General features: G+C 70.9%; 14 protein-coding genes. 10 read left to right on the forward strand and 4 right to left on the reverse strand.

The features are described from left to right. Window positions 1-26 precede the first annotated feature (26 nt). The 3 genes from lysS to DDP54_RS10205 all read left to right on the forward strand — a co-directional run bounded on the left by lysS (window position 27) and on the right by DDP54_RS10205 (window position 2,166). Complete coding sequence (lysS, locus tag DDP54_RS10195) at window positions 27-1,487, forward strand: lysine--tRNA ligase (RefSeq protein ID WP_109131636.1); 1,461 nt, start codon at window positions 27-29, stop codon at window positions 1,485-1,487. A 58-nt stretch (window positions 1,488-1,545) separates the two neighbouring features. Next, window positions 1,546-1,734 carry a hypothetical protein gene (locus DDP54_RS10200; RefSeq protein ID WP_109131637.1) on the forward strand — a complete coding sequence of 63 codons (189 nt, stop codon included), beginning with the start codon at window positions 1,546-1,548 and terminating at the stop codon, window positions 1,732-1,734. A gap of 96 nt (window positions 1,735-1,830) precedes the next feature. Beyond that, window positions 1,831-2,166 (forward strand): Lsr2 family protein, encoded by a 336-nt coding sequence (locus tag DDP54_RS10205; RefSeq protein WP_109131638.1) that lies wholly within the window; start codon window positions 1,831-1,833, stop codon window positions 2,164-2,166. Window positions 2,167-2,288: 122 nt separating this feature from the next. Here the strand turns inward: DDP54_RS10205 and DDP54_RS10210 are convergent, their stop codons facing one another. The 3 genes from DDP54_RS10210 to xylA form a co-directional block, all read right to left on the reverse strand. Further along, complete coding sequence (locus DDP54_RS10210; RefSeq protein WP_242448206.1) at window positions 2,289-3,887, reverse strand: IS1634 family transposase; 1,599 nt, start codon at window positions 3,885-3,887, stop codon at window positions 2,289-2,291. A 184-nt stretch (window positions 3,888-4,071) separates the two neighbouring features. Then, complete coding sequence (gene xylB / locus DDP54_RS10215) at window positions 4,072-5,526, reverse strand: xylulokinase (protein ID WP_109131639.1); 1,455 nt, start codon at window positions 5,524-5,526, stop codon at window positions 4,072-4,074. 94 nt (window positions 5,527-5,620) lie between these two features. Beyond that, window positions 5,621-6,808, reverse strand: a complete 1,188-nt coding sequence (xylA, locus tag DDP54_RS10220) for a xylose isomerase (RefSeq protein WP_109131640.1) — start codon at window positions 6,806-6,808, stop codon at window positions 5,621-5,623. A gap of 240 nt (window positions 6,809-7,048) precedes the next feature. Between xylA and DDP54_RS10225 the strand changes: the two genes are divergently transcribed. The 7 genes from DDP54_RS10225 to DDP54_RS10255 all read left to right on the forward strand — a co-directional run bounded on the left by DDP54_RS10225 (window position 7,049) and on the right by DDP54_RS10255 (window position 15,997). Continuing rightward, on the forward strand, window positions 7,049-8,278 hold the full coding sequence (locus DDP54_RS10225; protein WP_242448331.1) for an ROK family protein: 1,230 nt from the start codon (window positions 7,049-7,051) through the stop codon (window positions 8,276-8,278). Between the two features lie 259 nt (window positions 8,279-8,537). After that, window positions 8,538-9,677, forward strand: coding sequence for a multiple monosaccharide ABC transporter substrate-binding protein (gene chvE / locus DDP54_RS10230; protein WP_109131642.1), 1,140 nt, complete (start codon window positions 8,538-8,540; stop codon window positions 9,675-9,677). 105 nt (window positions 9,678-9,782) lie between these two features. Then, the gene (gene mmsA / locus DDP54_RS10235; RefSeq protein WP_109131643.1) at window positions 9,783-11,333 is read left to right on the forward strand and encodes a multiple monosaccharide ABC transporter ATP-binding protein; all 1,551 of its coding nucleotides are present in this window, start codon (window positions 9,783-9,785) and stop codon (window positions 11,331-11,333) included. Continuing rightward, window positions 11,330-12,499, forward strand: a complete 1,170-nt coding sequence (gene mmsB / locus DDP54_RS10240; protein WP_109131644.1) for a multiple monosaccharide ABC transporter permease — start codon at window positions 11,330-11,332, stop codon at window positions 12,497-12,499. The genes mmsA and mmsB overlap by 4 nt, the downstream gene beginning before the upstream one ends. Window positions 12,500-12,583: 84 nt before the next feature. Next, complete coding sequence (locus DDP54_RS10245; RefSeq protein WP_109131645.1) at window positions 12,584-13,705, forward strand: lactonase family protein; 1,122 nt, start codon at window positions 12,584-12,586, stop codon at window positions 13,703-13,705. Window positions 13,706-13,874: 169 nt separating this feature from the next. Then, on the forward strand, window positions 13,875-15,182 hold the full coding sequence (mshA, locus tag DDP54_RS10250; RefSeq protein ID WP_242448459.1) for a D-inositol-3-phosphate glycosyltransferase: 1,308 nt from the start codon (window positions 13,875-13,877) through the stop codon (window positions 15,180-15,182). A 74-nt stretch (window positions 15,183-15,256) separates the two neighbouring features. Then, on the forward strand, window positions 15,257-15,997 hold the full coding sequence (locus DDP54_RS10255; protein WP_109131647.1) for a phosphoglyceromutase: 741 nt from the start codon (window positions 15,257-15,259) through the stop codon (window positions 15,995-15,997). Window positions 15,998-16,102: 105 nt separating this feature from the next. Here the strand turns inward: DDP54_RS10255 and phoU are convergent, their stop codons facing one another. Further along, window positions 16,103-16,765 carry a phosphate signaling complex protein PhoU gene (gene phoU / locus DDP54_RS10260; RefSeq protein WP_109131648.1) on the reverse strand — a complete coding sequence of 221 codons (663 nt, stop codon included), beginning with the start codon at window positions 16,763-16,765 and terminating at the stop codon, window positions 16,103-16,105. Between the last annotated feature and the right edge of the window lie 37 nt (window positions 16,766-16,802).

The following is a 16,802-nucleotide window of genomic DNA, read 5'->3' on the forward strand; positions in this document are numbered from 1 at the left end:
AGTCGGTCGAGGATCTTCCCGAGCAGATGCGGGTCCGTCACGAGAAGCGCGCGCGGCTGCTCGAGGAGGGTGTCGCGCCGTACCCGGTGTCGGTGCCACGCACGCACACGATCGCCGAGGTGCGGGCCGCGTACCCGGATCTCGAGCAGGGGACCGAGACGACGGACGTCGTCGGCGTCGCCGGTCGCGTCGTGTTCCTGCGCAACACGGGCAAGCTCTGCTTCGTCACGCTGCAGGACGGCGAGGGCAACCGGCTGCAGGCGATGCTCAGCCTCGCGGACATCGGCGAGGAGCGGCTCGCCGCCTTCAAGTCCGACATCGACCTCGGCGACCACCTCTTCGTGCACGGTCACGTCGGCTCGTCGCGGCGCGGCGAGCTCTCGGTGTTCGCCGACGCGTGGCAGCTCGCCGCGAAGGCCCTGCGCCCGCTGCCCGTGCTGCACAAGGAGCTCTCCGAGGAGGGGCGCGTCCGGCAGCGGTACGTCGACCTGATCGCCCGGCCGGCCGCGCGGGAGACCGCTCGCCAGCGCGCGGGCGTCGTGCGCTCGCTGCGGGAGAACTTCCACCGGCGCGGCTACCTCGAGATCGAGACGCCCATGCTGCAGACGCAGGCGGGTGGCGCGACGGCGCGCCCGTTCGTCACGCACATGAACGCGTTCGACATGGACCTGTTCCTGCGCATCGCGCCCGAGCTCTACCTCAAGCGCGCCGTCGTCGGCGGCATCGAGCGCGTCTTCGAGATCAACCGCAACTTCCGCAACGAGGGTGCGGACTCCACGCACTCGCCCGAGTTCGCGATGCTCGAGGCGTACGAGGCCTACGGCGACTACGACACGATGGCGGCCCTCACGCGCGACCTGGTCCAGACGGCGGCCCGTGACGTCCTGGGGACCACGACGATCACGCTGCCCGACGGCGAGGAGTACGAGCTCGGCGGCGAGTGGGCGCAGATGACGATGTACGGGTCGTTGTCGGAGGCGCTCGGCGAGGAGATCACGCACGACACCTCGGACGCGTACCTCAAAGAGCTCGTCGACCGCTTCGACCTCCAGATCGACCCGGCCCGCATGAATCACGGCAAGCTGGTCGAGGAGCTGTGGGAGCACCACGTCGGGAAGTCGCTTTTCGCGCCGACGTTCGTGCGCGACTTCCCGGTCGAGACGAGCCCGCTCACCCGCGACCACCGCTCGAAGCCGGGCCTCGTCGAGAAGTGGGACCTGTACATCCGGGGATTCGAGCTCGCGACCGCCTATTCGGAGCTCGTCGACCCGGTGATCCAGCGGCAGCGCTTCGAGGCGCAGGCGTTGCTGGCAGCGGCGGGCGACGACGAGGCGATGTCGGTCGACGAGGATTTCCTCACCGCGGTGGAGTACGCGTTGCCGCCGGCCGGTGGCATGGGAATGGGCATCGACAGGCTCCTCATGGCGCTCACAGGATTGGGCATCCGCGAGACGATCCTGTTCCCGCTGGTGAAGCCGCAGGCATGAGCAGCCACGACGCCGCGGTGGTTGCCGCCCTGCGGCTGCGGGACGGAGGTCACCACCGATGAACGCGTTCTGGTCCGTCTTCGCGGCCGTGGTCCCGTCGATCGGCGTGGGACTGCTGTTCTGGCTCGCCCTGCGCTCGCTCGTGAATGCCGACCGTACGGAACGCGCAGCGATCGCGCGCATGGACGCCCAGGAGCGCGAGGCCGCCACCCCGGCCATTCCGCCCGCGGCGGATTCGGATTCCTGAGCGTCAAAGCCGCCCGTTCCCTTTGACGGTCGAATCAAAGGGTGTCATGCTTCCGGTGATCAGTTCTCATGCACGTCGTTCACCCGGGAGAGAACAATGGCACAGAAGGTTCAGGTCCTGCTCGTCGACGACATTGACGGCGGGACGGCCGACGAGACGGTCACATTCGCCGTCGACGGCGTGACCTACGAGATCGACCTCACGGCAGAGCACGCAGCCGAGCTCCGCAGCTCGGTCGCCACGTGGGTCGGCCACGCACGCAAGGTCGGCGGGCGCACGTCGACGGCTACCGGCCGCCCGGCGCGCGGTCGCCGTGGCACGGGTGTCGACGCGGGCGCGATCCGCGAGTGGGCCAAGGCCAACGGGCACCACGTGTCCGAGCGCGGACGCATCTCCGCCGGGGTCAAGGCCGCGTACGACGCTGCGCACTGACCGACACGCACTGACCGATAAGCCCGAGTGACCCCGCGGCGCAGCCGATCACGGGCACACTGAGGACACAGCGGAGCCCGGCACCCGTCGAGGGGTGCCGGGCCCGACTCGTGCCACTTGCCTTAGTGACCGGTTTCGAGTCGGTTGAGGATGGCGCGGGCGGTCTCGGTGAGGTCGGGGTCGAGGGTGAGGCGTTGGCCGTTGATCTCGATGGTTGCTGAGCGTGCGGTGCGCAGGGCCTGGACGATCTTCTTGATGCTCATGCCGGTGAGGTCTTGCAGATGGCGGGCGACGGCCAGGGCGGCGAACACCACCGTCAGGTGGGCTTCGATGGCGTCGCGTTGGTGGTGGAACACGGGCCGGGCTCGTAGGTCGGACTTGGTCATGCGGAACGACTGCTCGACGTGCCATAGGTCGTGGTAGGCCGCGATGACCGCCGCGCCGTCCATCGTGGCGGTCGGCAGGTTGGTGACGTAGCCCTTGAGGCCCGCCAACTGGCGGGCCCGGTCGATGGTGGCCTGGTCGAGTTCCTTGGTGGCTCCGGTGATCTTGAGGAACCGGGCCTTCTTCAACGGGGCGCGGCCGTCGGCGATCTTCTCGGCCCGGTCGATCATCGCGTTGATGGCCTTGTTGTCGTGCTGCTCGCGGGCGAACTTCCACTGGTAGACCACCCGCCGGGCCCGGGCCGCCTTGCCGGTGCCCATGTCCCGGGTCGATTCCAGGACCTGCCCGTCGGTGAAGTAGTTGCCGTGCCGTTCGAAGTGATCGGCCAGGTCGTAGGGGGCCCGGGTGATCCGCGAGCCGACGATGAAGCAGAACCCGGCGTCCTCCAGGGCGTTCAGGTTGCCCGCCGAGAGCATCCCGGCGTCGGCGACGACGACCAGGTCCGTGACGTCGTGCCGCTTGCCGAACGCGGTCAGTACGGGGATCAGAGTGGTCGTCTCGGCCTTGCTGCCCTCGAACAGGTGCACCTCGAGCGGGAACCCGCCCGGGTCGACCAGCAGCCCGACCTGAACCTGGGGGTCCACGCGGTGCTCCTTGCTCATCCCGACCCTGCGCAGCTCGTCCTCGTCCGGCCGCTCGAAGTGCAGCGTCGTCACGTCGTACAAGATCAGGACCGATGTCCCGGTGGTGCGGACCGAGTGCGCCCACGCGGCCCTGGCCAACGTGTCGCGGTAGTCCTGGGCCTGGCACCGGGCCAGCGACCGGAACAACGTGCGCAGGCTGACCGCCGGTGCGTCGAGTTCGTCCAGGACGCGGACGACCTCGGCCTTGGAGGTCGGCTCCACGATCCGTGCCAGGACCATCGCCCGGAACCCGTCATCGCCCAGGACGTCGAACCCCAGCCGGGTGTATTCGCTGGTCAGGACCTTCCACAACAGGTCCGCGGAGGTCCCCACGACCCGCCCACCTGCGGCGACGGCCGCAGGACGCCCACCGGCCGCCGGCGTCGCCGGCTGCAGGAGCAGTTCCGGTTCGGCGGTCCAGTCCGCGACGTCGTCCATCCGCGCCGGGACCACCAACAGGTCCCCGAGGTCCAGGGCGTCTTGGCCTGGGGACAGCCGCTCACGCGCTACGGCCAGCAGCAACGCGAGCTCGGCATCGCTATGCGCTGACCCGACGTGCTCGACCTGTTCGACCTGCCGGCCCCGGCGCGTGACGATCTGGACCGCGACCGCTCCCGAAGCGGTGCGGACCTTGCGCACGAACCGCGAGACCACCCCCGAAGGCTTGCACGACGAGGTTCTTAGTGACCACATCGCACCCGAGCGCACAACGAAACAGCAGGTCAGCGACCCGCGCCCACCCTCGAGGACCGAACGTGGCACGAGTCAGGCCGGGCTCCGCTGTGTCGTGGGCTCCGCTGTCGTGGGAAACGCTGTGTCGGCGGCGCCCCGGCCGCGGTCAGGCCGGGCGCGTCCCGGTGAGCTCACGGACCGCCGCGTACTGCGCGCGGACCTGCGGGGCCGCGTCGGCCTGGTAGACCTCGGCGCTGCCGGCCGCGGTCCAGGCGGGCGGTGTCGCCGCGCCGGACAGCACCCAGGCCGCCTGCCGCGCGGCACCGTCGGCGACGTACTCGCCGGGCGTCGGGACGGCGACGTCGAGACCGAGCACGCTTGGCGCGATGCGGCGGACCGCCTCGGACTGCGCGCCGCCACCGATGAGGAACACCCGCTGCACGGGCACCCCCTGGGCGACGAGGGCGTCGAGCCCGTCGGCGAGGGCGCAGAGCATGCCCTCGACCGCTGCGCGGGCCAGGTGGGCCGGCGTGGTGTTCGCGAGCCGCAGTCCGTGCAGCGCCCCGGTGGCGTCGGGCTTGTTGGGGGTGCGCTCGCCCTCGAGGTAGGGGACGAGGACGAGCCCGTCGGCGCCGGCGGGGGCCGACAGCGCGAGCGCGGAGAGACCCGCGTGGTCGACGCCGAGCATCCGGGCGGCCGCGTCGAGCACGCGCGAGGCGTTGAGCGTGCAGGCGAGCGGCAGGAACGCGCCGGTCGCGTCGGCGAACCCGGTGACGAGCCCCGACGCGTCGGCCGTCGGGACGGCGGAGATCGCCGAGACGACGCCCGACGTGCCGATCGAGATCGCGACGTCACCGGGGGTGAGGCCGAGGCCGAGCGCCGCGGCCGCGTTGTCCCCGGCGCCGGCGCCGAGCGCGGGTCGCAGGGCTCCGAGGGCCGACGTCCCCGCGCGCTCGCCGGGACCGACGACGCGCGGCAGCACCGCGTCGTGGCCGAGCGCGAGCGAGAGCAGGTCGCGGCGGTAGTCGTCGGAGATCGGCGACCAGTACCCCGTGCCCGAGGCGTCCGAACGGTCGGTCGTGAGCGCGGCCAGGGCCGCCGCGGGGTCGCTGCTGCCCGGTCCGTGGCCGGCGAGGCGCCAGGTCAGCCAGTCGTGGGGGAGGGCCACCGCGGCCACGCGGGCGGCGTTGGCGGGCTCGTGGTCGCGCAGCCAGCGCAGCTTGGTCACGGTCAGCGACGCAACCGGGACCGAGCCGATGGCTGCGGCCCAGGCGGCAGCGCCGTCACCGTCACCGGTGGCGCCCAGCTCGTCGATGAGGTCGAGCGCGGACTGCGCGGAGCGGGTGTCGTTCCACAGGAGAGCGTCGCGGACGACCGCGCCGTCGGCATCGAGCGCAACCATGCCGTGCTGCTGACCGCCGACGGAGATGGCCTCGACGTCGTCCAGGCCTCCCGCGTCGGTGATCGCGACCTGCAGGGCGTGCCACCAGCGTGCGGGGTCGATCTCGGTGCCGTCCGGGTGCGAGGCGCGCCCGGAGCGCACGAGGGCGCCCGTCGCGGCGTCGCGCACGACGACCTTGCAGGACTGGGTGGACGAGTCCACCCCGGCGACGAGCGTCATTGTCGGGTCTCCATCTGGCGAAAGGCGCGACGCCCGCACCCGGTGCGGGTGCGGACGTCGCGGTCGAGCGGGGTGTGTCAGTGCTGCGTGCGGGTCAGCGGGCGCCGAGCGCGTGCTCGAGCGCGAGCTGGTTGAGGCGGACGAAGTGGAAGCCGCGCTTGGCGACGTCCTCGACGTCCAGGTCTTCGAACGTCGAACGGTCGTTCAGCAGGTCGTCGAGGGTCTCGCCCTCGGCGATCGTCGGCTGGGCCAGCTCGTAGACGCCGGCCTCCTCGAGCGCCGCCTGGACCTCGGGGTCGGCACGGAACGCGAGCGCGCGCTCCTTGAGGATCAGGTAGGCCTGGATGTTCGCCGCGGCGGACTCCCAGACGCCGGCCATGTCCTCGGTGCGCGACGGCTTGTAGTCGAAGTGACGCGGGCCGTCGTAGCGCGGGCCGCCGCTGGGGAAGCCGTTCTCGATCAGGTCGACCGTGCCGAAGGCGGAGAACAGGTCGCCGTGGCCGAACACGAGGTCCTGGTCGTACTTGATCGACTTCTGGCCGTTGAGGTCGATGTGGAAGAGCTTGTTCGACCACAGCGCCTGGGCGAGGCCGCCCGTGTAGTTCAGGCCGGCCATCTGCTCGTGACCGGTCTCCGGGTTGAGGCCGACGATGTCGCCGTGCTCGAGCTCGGCGATGAACGCGAGCGCGTGGCCGACCGTGGGGAGCAGGATGTCGCCGCGGGGCTCGTTCGGCTTGGGCTCGATCGCGATCTTGAGGTCGTAGCCCTTGTCCTTGATGTAGCCGGCGACGGTGTCGATGCCCTCGCGGTAGCGGTCGTGCGCGGCCTTGAGGTCCTTGGCGGAGTCGTACTCCGCACCCTCACGCCCGCCCCACATGACGAACGTCGCGGCACCGAGCTCGGCGGCGAGGTCGACGTTGCGGACGACCTTGCGCAGGCCGTAGCGGCGCACGCGACGGTCGTTCGAGGTGAACGCGCCGTCCTTGAAGATCGGGTGGCTGAACGTGTTGGTCGTGACCATCTCGACCGTGATGCCGGTCTCGTCGAGCGCGCCCTTGAAGCGCGCCAGGATCGCGTCGCGGGTCGCGGCGTCGGAGCCGAACGGGACGACGTCGTCGTCGTGGAACGTCACGTGCGCGACGCCCAGCTTCGCGAGCTGGTGCACCGACTCGACCGGGTCGAGGGCCGGCCGGGTCGCGTCTCCGAACTGGTCGCGTGCCTCCCAGCCGATGGTCCACAGACCGAACGAGAACTTGTCTTCAGGGGTGGCCTTGCGCGCCATCGGGCTCTCCTCCACGAGATCCGCCAAATTTGTTGTACGGATGAACTTATGCAACTGAGGCGCTAGGGTCAAGTCATGCCGGACCACCAGATGCCCGAGCCTGGCCGGAGCACGGTGCGGGGCAGATCGACGGACGACCTCCGCCCCTGGTCATCGGGGATGTCCGGACCGATCGTGCCTCGCCTGCCGGCGGGGCCGTCCGCGGGATCGTCCTCTGCGCCGCACCACGCGGGGGCACGCGTGCGGACCGCGGGACGTGCGGCGCGGCAGGAGTCGCTGCGCGAGCACAACCTCAGCCTGACGCTGCAGAAGGTGATCGACGCCGTCCGTCCCGTCTCCCGTGCTGACATCTCGGCCGCGACCGGGCTCGCGCGCGCGACCGTGTCAGGGCTCGTGGACCAGCTCATCGACGCGTCGCTCGTCATCGAGCTCGCGGCCCCCATCACGCTCGAGGCCCGCCGGGTCGGTCGCCCCGCCGTCCCCCTCGCGCCGGCCCGCGGCACCGTGGCGGGGCTCGGCATGGAGGTCAACGTCGACTACCTCGGCGTGCGCGCCGTCGACCTCGCCGGTCGGGTGCTCACCGAGGTCGTCGAGATCGACAACTTCCGCAACAGCCGGCCGGAGGTCGTGCTCGACCGGCTCGCGCGCACCGCGGGGCGCGTGCTGGCCAACCTCAGCGCCGACGGCGTCCGGGTGGCGGGTACCGCCCTCGCGCTGCCCGGTCTGGTCGACCGGGTCACCGGTCCGCTGCGCTACGCGCCGAACCTCGGCTGGCGGGACGTGGACGTCGTCGGGCTGCTGACGGCCCACCCGGTGCTCGCGGGCTTCCCACCCTCGCTGGCCAACGAGGCCAACCTGGCGGCGCTCGCCGAGGCGGTCGCGCGGCGCGACGGGGGCCGGGCGAGCTTCGTCTACGTGTCGGGCGAGGTCGGCATCGGTGGGGCCATCGTGCTCGACGGCGAGATCTTCGCGGGTCGGCACGGCTGGAGCGGGGAGATCGGGCACACGGTCGTCGACGCGTTCTCCACGGCCGAGGCCGACGACGGCACAGCCCGTGCCGGTCGTCGGACGCTCGAGGACTACGCCGGTCAGGACGCCCTCATGCGCCGTGCGGGCCTCGACCCGACCGCACCCCTCAGCGATCTCGTCCACGCCGCCGAGGCGGGCGACCCTCGTGCGCTCGAGTCCTTGCGGCGCGGCGGCACGGCGCTCGGTGTGGTGCTCGCGAACATCGTCAACGTGGTGGACGTGGGCATGGTGGTGCTCGGCGGCAGGTTCTCGGAGGTCTACCCGTACGTGCGCGAGGCTGTCGCGGAGCAGCTCGAGCGGTGCGTGATCTTCGCCCCGTGGTCGCCGGTCGAGGTGCAGGTGGCACGCGCCGGGGAGTACCCCGCGATGACCGGGGGAGCGATCTCCGAGCTGCGGACGGTCGTCGCCGACCCCGTCGCCTGGGTGGCCGAGGGCGCCTGAGCGATCGGCGCCGATCCTTGCCGTGACTCAGATGTTGCGCGATCGTGACCTGTTTGGGGCCCGATGTGGCTTGCGCTGCGTTGGGTTCACGTCCTAAATTCAGCGCAGCAACAAATAGAGCCACACGGCTCGCAGCTCGACGACGGAGCGGCACGCAGGTTCATCGGAGGCCCTGCGCGTCCACCGTCGACGGGGGCGCACTGGTGCGCTCCTGACGCCGCCGGGTGGTCCGGTCGGTGGGAGGAAGGATCAGACAACGATGTCGCTCAGGAAGACAAAGATCGTCGCGGCGGTTGCTGGAGCTGCGCTCCTGCTCGTCGGGGCCAGTGCGTGCAGCAGCACGCGGGACACCACCTCGGGCTCGACCGGCGGCAGCACTGCGGCCGCAGCGGGCGGCCTCATCGGTATCGCGATGCCGACCAAGAGCCTCGAGCGCTGGAACAACGACGGCGCGCACCTCGAGGAGCTCCTCAAGGCGGCCGGCTACACCACGAGCCTGCAGTACGCCGACAACAAGGTCGACCAGCAGATCACGCAGCTGCAGAACATGATCAACCAGGACCCGAAGGTCATCGTCGTCGCGTCCATCGACGGCACGGCGCTCGGCCCGGTGCTCGCACAGGCCAAGGCCAAGAAGATCTCCGTCATCGCGTACGACCGCCTGATCAACGGCACCGCGGACGTCGACTTCTACGCGACGTTCGACAACTACAAGGTCGGCCAGCTCCAGGGCGAGTTCATCGAGACCCAGCTCGGCCTCAAGGACGGCAAGGGCCCGTTCAACCTTGAGCCCTTCGCCGGCTCGCCGGACGACAACAACGCCAAGTTCTTCTTCTCCGGCGCGTGGGACGTCCTCAAGCCGTACATCGACAAGGGCCAGCTCGTCGTCCCCTCGGGCAAGGCGCCCGCGTCGGACGCCGACTGGACCAAGATCGGCATCCAGGGCTGGAAGTCCGAGACCGCGCAGTCCGAGATGGACAACCGCCTCAACTCGTTCTACCAGGACAAGAAGGTCAACGTCGTCCTGTCCCCGAACGACTCCCTCGCGCTGGGCATCGAGCAGTCGCTCGACTCGCAGGGCTACAAGGCCGGCACCGACTGGCCCATCGTCACCGGCCAGGACGCCGACAAGGCCAACGTCAAGAACATGCTGGTCGGCAAGCAGTCGATGACGGTCTGGAAGGACACCCGCACGCTGGGTGACCAGGTCGCCAAGATGGTCGACCAGATCGTCAAGGGCGAGACGGTCACGGTCAACGACGAGAAGACCTACGACAACGGCAAGAAGGTCGTCCCGACCTACCTGCTCCCGCCGCAGGTCGTCACGAACGACAAGGCTGACATCTCGAAGTCGCTCGTCGACTCGGGCTTCTACAAGGCCGCAGACCTCGGCCTCTGAGAAACCCCAGCGTTGGCTGCCGGGACCGCACCGCGGGAGGATTCTCCTGGGTGCGGCCCCGGCAGCCGCGCAACCCATCCCGACGACAGCAGACGGCAGGCTCAGATGTCGACCGACAACACCATTCTTGAGATGCGCGGGATCACGAAGCTCTTCCCCGGCGTCAAAGCACTCCAGGACGTGACGCTGACCGTGACCCGCGGCGAGGTCCACGCGATCTGCGGTGAGAACGGCGCCGGCAAGTCGACCCTCATGAACGTGCTGTCGGGCGTGTACCCGCACGGCACCTACGAGGGGGAGATCCTCTTCGAGGACCAGCTGTGCGACTTCCGGACGATCCGCGACAGCGAGCACCGCGGCATCGTGATCATCCACCAGGAGCTCGCGCTGAGCCCGTACCTGTCGATCGCCGAGAACATCTTCCTCGGCAACGAGCAGTCGGCGCGCGGCGTCATCGACTGGAACAAGACGAACGCCGAGGCGGCCAAGCTGCTCGCGCGCGTCGGCCTCACCGAGGCGCCGGACACCAAGATCAAGGACATCGGCGTCGGCAAGCAGCAGCTCGTGGAGATCGCGAAGGCGCTGTCCAAGCGCGTCAAGCTGCTGATCCTCGACGAGCCGACCGCGGCGCTGAACGACGAGGACTCGGCCCACCTGCTCGACCTGATGCGGAGCCTCAAGGGCCAGGGCATCACCTCGATCATCATCTCCCACAAGCTCAACGAGATCGCCGCGATCGCGGACCGCACGACGGTCATCCGCGACGGCAAGACGATCGAGACCCTCGACATGCACGGCGCCGAGCCGATCACCGAGGAGCGGATCATCCGCCCGATGGTCGGACGGTCTCTCGACGACCGCTTCCCGGACCGCGAGCCGAACATCGGCGAGGAGGTCCTGCGGATCGAGGACTGGACGGTCCACCACCCGATCGACCAGGGCCGCAAGGTCGTCGACGGTGCGTCGATCAGCGTGCGCCGGGGCGAGGTCATCGGCCTCGCCGGGCTCATGGGCGCGGGCCGGACCGAGTTCGCGATGAGCGTCTTCGGTCGGACCTACGGGGCCAACGCCTCGGGCAAGGTCTTCAAGGACGGCAAGGAGATCCACACGCGCACGGTCGGGGAGGCGATCGCCCACGGCATCGTCTACGCGACCGAGGACCGCAAGCGGTACGGCCTGAACCTCATCGAGGACATCAAGCGCAACATCAGCGCGGCGGCGCTCGGCAAGCTGTCCCGGCGCGGGGTGGTCGACCGCGAGGAGGAGGTGCTCGTCGCCGAGCGGTACCGCAAGGAGCTCAACATCAAGGCGCCGACGATCGAGGCCCTCGTCGGCAAGCTCTCGGGCGGCAACCAGCAGAAGGTCGTCCTGAGCAAGTGGATCTTCGCCGACCCGGACGTGCTCATCCTCGACGAGCCGACCCGCGGCATCGACGTCGGTGCCAAGTACGAGATCTACACGATCATCAACCGCATGGCCGACGCCGGTAAGTCGGTCATCTTCATCTCGTCCGAGCTGCCCGAGCTGCTCGGGATGTGTGACCGCATCTACACGCTGAGCCAGGGTCGTGTGACCGGCCAGCTCCCCCGGGCAGAGGCGACGCAGGAGTCGCTCATGCTGCTCATGACCAAGGAGAAGGAAGGGACGCCGCGATGACCGCCGTCACCGAATACCTCGGCAAGAACGTGCGCCAGTACGGGATCTGGGGCGCGCTCGTCGCGATCGTCATCCTGTTCGAGATCTTGACCAACGGCCTGCTGCTGATGCCGAACAACGTCGCGAGCCTGGTGCAGCAGAACGCGTACGTGATGATCCTGGCCATCGGCATGGTCATGGTGATCGTGGCCGGCCACATCGACCTGTCGGTGGGCTCGGTGGTCGCCTTCATCGGCGGCCTGGTCGCGATCATGATGGACAAGTGGGGCCTCCCGTGGCTCGTCGCGGTGCTCCTCGGCCTCGTCGTCGGTGCGCTCGTGGGCGCGTGGCAGGGCTACTGGGTCGCCTACGTCGGGATCCCGGCGTTCATCGTGACCCTGGCCGGCATGCTCATCTTCCGCGGGCTCGCGATCGTGCTCGTCGGGACGACGATCGCCGGGCTCCCGCCGGGCTTCAACGCGATCAGCAACGGGTACCTGCCGAACTCCTTCGGGTTCATGGCTGGTCGGGACGTCGTCACGGTGACGATCGGTGTCCTCGCCCTGGCCGGTCTCGTGTACTCGCAGGCGCGCGCCCGCCGGACCCTGCGCAAGCACGACCTCGCGGTCGAGCCGTTCCCGGCGTTCGTCGGCAAGCTCGTCCTGTTCGCGCTCCTGCTCGGCTACCTCACGTGGCTGCTCTCGGGCAGCAACGGCATGCCGATCGTCCTGATCATCGTCGGCGTCCTCATCGTGGCGTACACGTTCGTCCTGGGCCGGACGGTCTTCGGTCGGCACATCTACGCGATCGGTGGCAACCTCAACGCCGCGATCATGTCCGGTGTCAACACGCGTCGGGTCAACTTCGGCGTGTTCGTGAACATCGGCGTCCTGGCCGCCGTCGCGGCGATCGTGACGACGTCCCGTGCCGGTGCGGCCGTCGCGGCAGCCGGTGACAGCTACGAGCTCGACGCCATCGCCGCGTGCTTCATCGGTGGCACGGCCGTCACCGGCGGTGTCGGCAAGGTCTCGGGCGCCATGATCGGTGCGCTCATCATGGGCGTCCTGAACATGGGCCTGTCGATCATGAGCGTCGACCCGTCGTGGCAGAAGGCCATCAAGGGCCTCGTGCTGCTCCTCGCGGTGGCGTTCGACCTGCTCAACAAGCGTCGCGCCGGCGCGAGCTGACCGACACCCCCGCTCGACCCCGACGCCGGGCCCCGCACCATGCGGGGCCCGGCGTCGTCGTACCGGCCCACCTAGGATTCGCGGGTGACCAGCGAGCGCACGTCCCTGTGGATCGGCACGTACCCCGCGGCCGGTGCCGGCGCCCCGGCGGGCCACGGCGAGGGGGTGTGGCGGGTCGACCTCGACGCCGCGTCGGGGACCCTGGGGGCCGCCGCACTGGTCGCGGTCACCCCGTCGCCGTCGTTCGTCGCGACGCACCCGTCGGGCCGGGTGCTCTACGCGGTCGGCGAGGTGACCCGGGGCACGGTCACCGCGTTCGCGGTCCCGGCCGACGACCCGGCACCCCGCCCGATCACCGCGCTGGACGTCGTCGGCTCGGGGGGCGCCGACCCCTGCCACCTGCTGCTGGCCCCCGACGCGCGCACCTTGTACGTCGCGAACTACTCGTCGGGCACGCTCGGTGTCCTCCCGCTCGACAGTGAGGGGCGGTTCGCCGCCGAGGTCCTCGCAGAGCGCGGCCCGGTGCAGGTCTGGGGCCACGAGGGCTCGGGGCCCGACGCGAGCCGGCAGGAGGCCTCGCACGCCCATTTCGTGGCGATCGCCCCCGGCGGGCTGTTCGTCGTCGTGGCGGACCTCGGCACGGACGAGCTGCGCCGGTACGCGCGTGACCCCGCGACGGGGCTGCTCAGCCCGGCCGGGATCGCGGCGACACTTCCACTGGGGACGGGCCCACGCCACCTGGTGTTCGCTCCGGACGGACGCACGGTCTACGTGGTGGGCGAGCTCGACGTGAGCGTGTGCGTGCTGGCGTGGGACCGGGGCACGGCATCGGGCACGCTCGTGCAGCAGCTGCCGGCAGGTCCGCCGGCGGGCCCGCTCGGTACGGAGCCTGGCAGTGCCGCGGGCCGCCGGGTGCTGCCGTCGCACGTCGAGCTCGACGGTGAGCGGCTCGTCGTCGCGGTGCGCACGAGTGACGTCCTCGTCGGGTACGCGGTGTCCGCGGACGGCTCGCTCGTCGCCGACGGTGCGACGCCGGTGCCGGGGGCGTGGCCGCGGCACTTCGCGGTCGTGGACGGGACCGTCGTGGTCGCGGCGCAGGTGGGCGATGCTCTCGTCGCGCTCCGGCCCGGTGAGGGTGCGGCGGGGTGGGTCGTCTCGGCTGTCCTGCCGATGCCCGCGCCCGCGTGCGTGGTCCGGGCGGTGTGAGCCCGCCGAGGGTGAGCGCGGCCGGGTGCCGGGCGACATGGACCGGGGCGCCAGGAGCCAGGCGCGGGGTGACAATGGGGCAGGTGATGTCCTCGACCGACCAGGCGCGCCGATCCCGATCCCGATCCCCGCAGGAGCCTTCGTGAGCCTCGAGCAGCCGCGCGTCGCGATGCTGTCGGTGCACACGTCACCGCTCGACCAGCCGGGCACGGGTGACGCGGGCGGCATGAACGTCTACGTCTCGGAGCTCTCGCAGGCGCTGGCCCGACGCGGCGCGCGCGTCGAGATCTTCACGCGCGCGACGTCGTCGGCCCAGCCCGAGACCGCGGTGCTCGAGGGCGTGGACGCGCACGGCACGCCGCTCACGCCCGAGGGTGCCCGCGCGGTGCTGCTGGCCGAGGGCGTCGAGCCCGGGGTCGTCCCGCCGGTGCTCGTGCACCACGTGCCCGCAGGCCCGTTCGAGGGGCTCGACAAGAACGACCTGCCCGGACAGCTGTGCGCGATGACGGCCGGCGTGCTGCGGTCGGAGGCGGCACGCAGGCCCGGCTGGTACGACGTCGTCCACTCCCACTACTGGTTGTCGGGCCAGGTCGGGTGGCTCGCCGCCGACCGGTGGGAGGTCCCGCTCGTGCACACGATGCACACCATGGCGCGCGTGAAGAACGCGGCGCTCGCCCCGGGGGACACCGCCGAGCCCAACGGCCGGATCGTCGGGGAGGAGCAGGTCGTCGCGGAGGCCGACGCGCTCGTGGCGAGCACGGCCGAGGAGGCGCTGGACCTCGTCGAGCTCTACGACGCCGACCCGGCGCTCGTGCACGTCGTGGCCCCGGGCGTGGACCTCGAGGTGTTCAGCCCCGGTGGACCCCAGGCCCGTGCCGAGGCGCGCCGAGCCCTCGGGTTGCCGCTCGACCGGGACATCGTGCTGTTCGCCGGCCGCGTCCAGCCGCTCAAGGGCCCCGACGTGCTCGTGCGGGCCCTCGGCCTGCTCGCCGCGACCGGGCGCCCCGTCCCGATGCTCGTCGTCCTCGGCGGGCCGAGCGGGCGACCGACGGCCGTCCGTGAGCTGTCGGCCCTCGCCGCCACGACCGGCGTCGGCGACCACGTGCTGCTGCGGCCGCCCGTGCCCCGCACCGAGCTCGCCCAGTGGTACCGCGCGGCCGACGTCGTGGCCATGCCCTCGCGGAGCGAGTCGTTCGGCCTGGTCGCCATGGAGGCGCAGGCGAGCGGGACGCCGGTGCTCGCGGCTGCCGTGGGCGGGCTGCGGTCGGTCGTGACCGACGGCGTCTCGGGGACCCTCGTCCCCGGCCACGACCCGGCAGTGTGGGCGGACGCGATCACGGACCACCTGGCCGACGCCGGCCTGCGCGCACGGCTGGCTGTCGGCGCCCGGCAGGTGGCCGAGCGGTTCGGCTGGGACGCCGCGGCCGAGCAGGTGCTCAAGGTGTACGCGCTCGCCGACGCCCACCGCCGCGCCTGACGGGGCCGGACGGAGGACCGTTCACGGGCCGAACGTCCCCGTCCACCCCCTGCCTCGTGCGGCAGGATGAACCCATGACCTACACCCTCGTGCTGCTCCGCCACGGCGAGAGCGAGTGGAATGCCAAGAACCTGTTCACCGGCTGGGTGGACGTCGCGCTGTCCGAGAAGGGCATCGCCGAGGCCGTGCGCGGCGGCTCGCTGCTCACGGACGCGGGCGTGCTCCCCGACGTCGTGCACACGTCCCTCCTGCGCCGCGCCATCACGACGGCGAACCTGGCCCTCGACGCGGCCGACCGGCACTGGATCCCGGTCAAGCGCAGCTGGCGCCTGAACGAGCGCCACTACGGCGCGCTCCAGGGCAAGGACAAGAAGCAGATCCGCGACGAGTACGGCGACGAGCAGTTCATGCTCTGGCGTCGCTCGTACGACGTGCCGCCGCCCCTCGTGGAGCTGGGCTCGGAGTTCTCGCAGGACACCGACCCGCGGTACGCCGACGCCCCCGTCGTGCGGGCCGAGTGCCTCAAGGACGTCCTCGAGCGCGCGCTGCCGTACTGGCACAGCGACATCGTCCCGGACCTCCAGACCGGCAAGACGGTGCTCGTCGCCGCGCACGGCAACTCGATCCGCGCCATCGTCAAGTACCTCGACGACGTCGACGACGAGACCATCGCGGGGATCAACATCCCCACGGGCATCCCGCTGCGCTACGAGCTCGACGAGACGACGCTCAAGCCGGTCGTCAAGGGTGGCGAGTACCTCGACCCCGAGGCCGCCGCCGAGTCGATCAAGGCCGTGGCGAACCAGGGCAAGTAGTCAGGACGCACGTAGTCAGGACGCACTGAACCCCCGCGCCGTGGGCGCGGGGGTTCAGTCGTGCCTGGGGCCGTGCGGCCGAGCCCGATCCCAGTGAAGGAGTGCTCAGCGCTCGCCGCGGAGGTCCTCGGCGAAGTCGCCCGTCACGAGGTAGGTCACGCGGCGCGCGATCGACACGCCGTGGTCGCCGAACCGCTCGTAGTAGCGCCCCGCGAGGGTCACGTCGACGGTCTCCTGCGGGGTCCCGGTCCAGCCGCCGCCGAGCATCGCGGTGAACGTGTCCTCGTGGAGGGCGTCGAGCAGGTCGTCGTCGCGCTCGATCTCCTTGGCGACGTCGAGGTCGTGCGTCCGCAGGAGCACCGAGGTGCGGCTCGCGACGCGGGTTGCGGCGTCGTGCATCTCCGCGAACGCTCCGGTGAGGCCGTGCGGGATCGCCTGGCGCGGGTAGCGCAGCCGGGCGACCTGGGCGATGTGCCGGGCGAGGTCGCCCATGCGCTCCAGCGTCGCGCTCATCCGGAGCGCCGAGACGATGATGCGCAGGTCGGTGGCCACGGGCTGCTGCTGGGCGAGCAGGAGGATGCATCGCTCGTCGAGCTCGCGGTTGATGGCGTCGATCGCGGCGTCGTCGGCGATCACCGACTCGGCGAGCTGGAGGTCGGCGGTCAGCAGCGCCGTCCCTGCCCGGTCGATGGCCTGCTCGACGAGCCCGCTCATCGCGGCGAGGTCGTCGCCGAGCTGCCTCAGCTCGTCGTCGAAGATCTTGCGCATGTGTTCCCTCTCTCAGTGCCCAGGCCCCAGGATCCCA

The sequence above is a fragment of the Cellulomonas sp. WB94 genome, from assembly GCF_003115775.1.
Taxonomy (GTDB): domain Bacteria; phylum Actinomycetota; class Actinomycetes; order Actinomycetales; family Cellulomonadaceae; genus Cellulomonas_A.

Bases quoted from the DNA above. Each gene is read 5' to 3' on its own strand.
- mmsB (WP_109131644.1), top strand. From the start codon at position 11,330: ATGACCGCCGTCACCGAATACCTCGGCAAGAACGTGCGCCAGTACGGG.
- DDP54_RS10255 (WP_109131647.1), top strand. From the start codon at position 15,257: ATGACCTACACCCTCGTGCTGCTCCGCCACGGCGAGAGCGAGTGGAAT.
- xylA (WP_109131640.1), bottom strand. From the start codon at position 6,808: ATGGCGCGCAAGGCCACCCCTGAAGACAAGTTCTCGTTCGGTCTGTGG.
- phoU (WP_109131648.1), bottom strand. From the start codon at position 16,765: ATGCGCAAGATCTTCGACGACGAGCTGAGGCAGCTCGGCGACGACCTC.
- mmsA (WP_109131643.1), top strand. From the start codon at position 9,783: ATGTCGACCGACAACACCATTCTTGAGATGCGCGGGATCACGAAGCTC.
- xylB (WP_109131639.1), bottom strand. From the start codon at position 5,526: ATGACGCTCGTCGCCGGGGTGGACTCGTCCACCCAGTCCTGCAAGGTC.
- chvE (WP_109131642.1), top strand. From the start codon at position 8,538: ATGTCGCTCAGGAAGACAAAGATCGTCGCGGCGGTTGCTGGAGCTGCG.
- DDP54_RS10200 (WP_109131637.1), top strand. From the start codon at position 1,546: ATGAACGCGTTCTGGTCCGTCTTCGCGGCCGTGGTCCCGTCGATCGGC.
- mshA (WP_242448459.1), top strand. From the start codon at position 13,875: ATGCTGTCGGTGCACACGTCACCGCTCGACCAGCCGGGCACGGGTGAC.
- lysS (WP_109131636.1), top strand. From the start codon at position 27: ATGCGGGTCCGTCACGAGAAGCGCGCGCGGCTGCTCGAGGAGGGTGTC.
- DDP54_RS10205 (WP_109131638.1), top strand. From the start codon at position 1,831: ATGGCACAGAAGGTTCAGGTCCTGCTCGTCGACGACATTGACGGCGGG.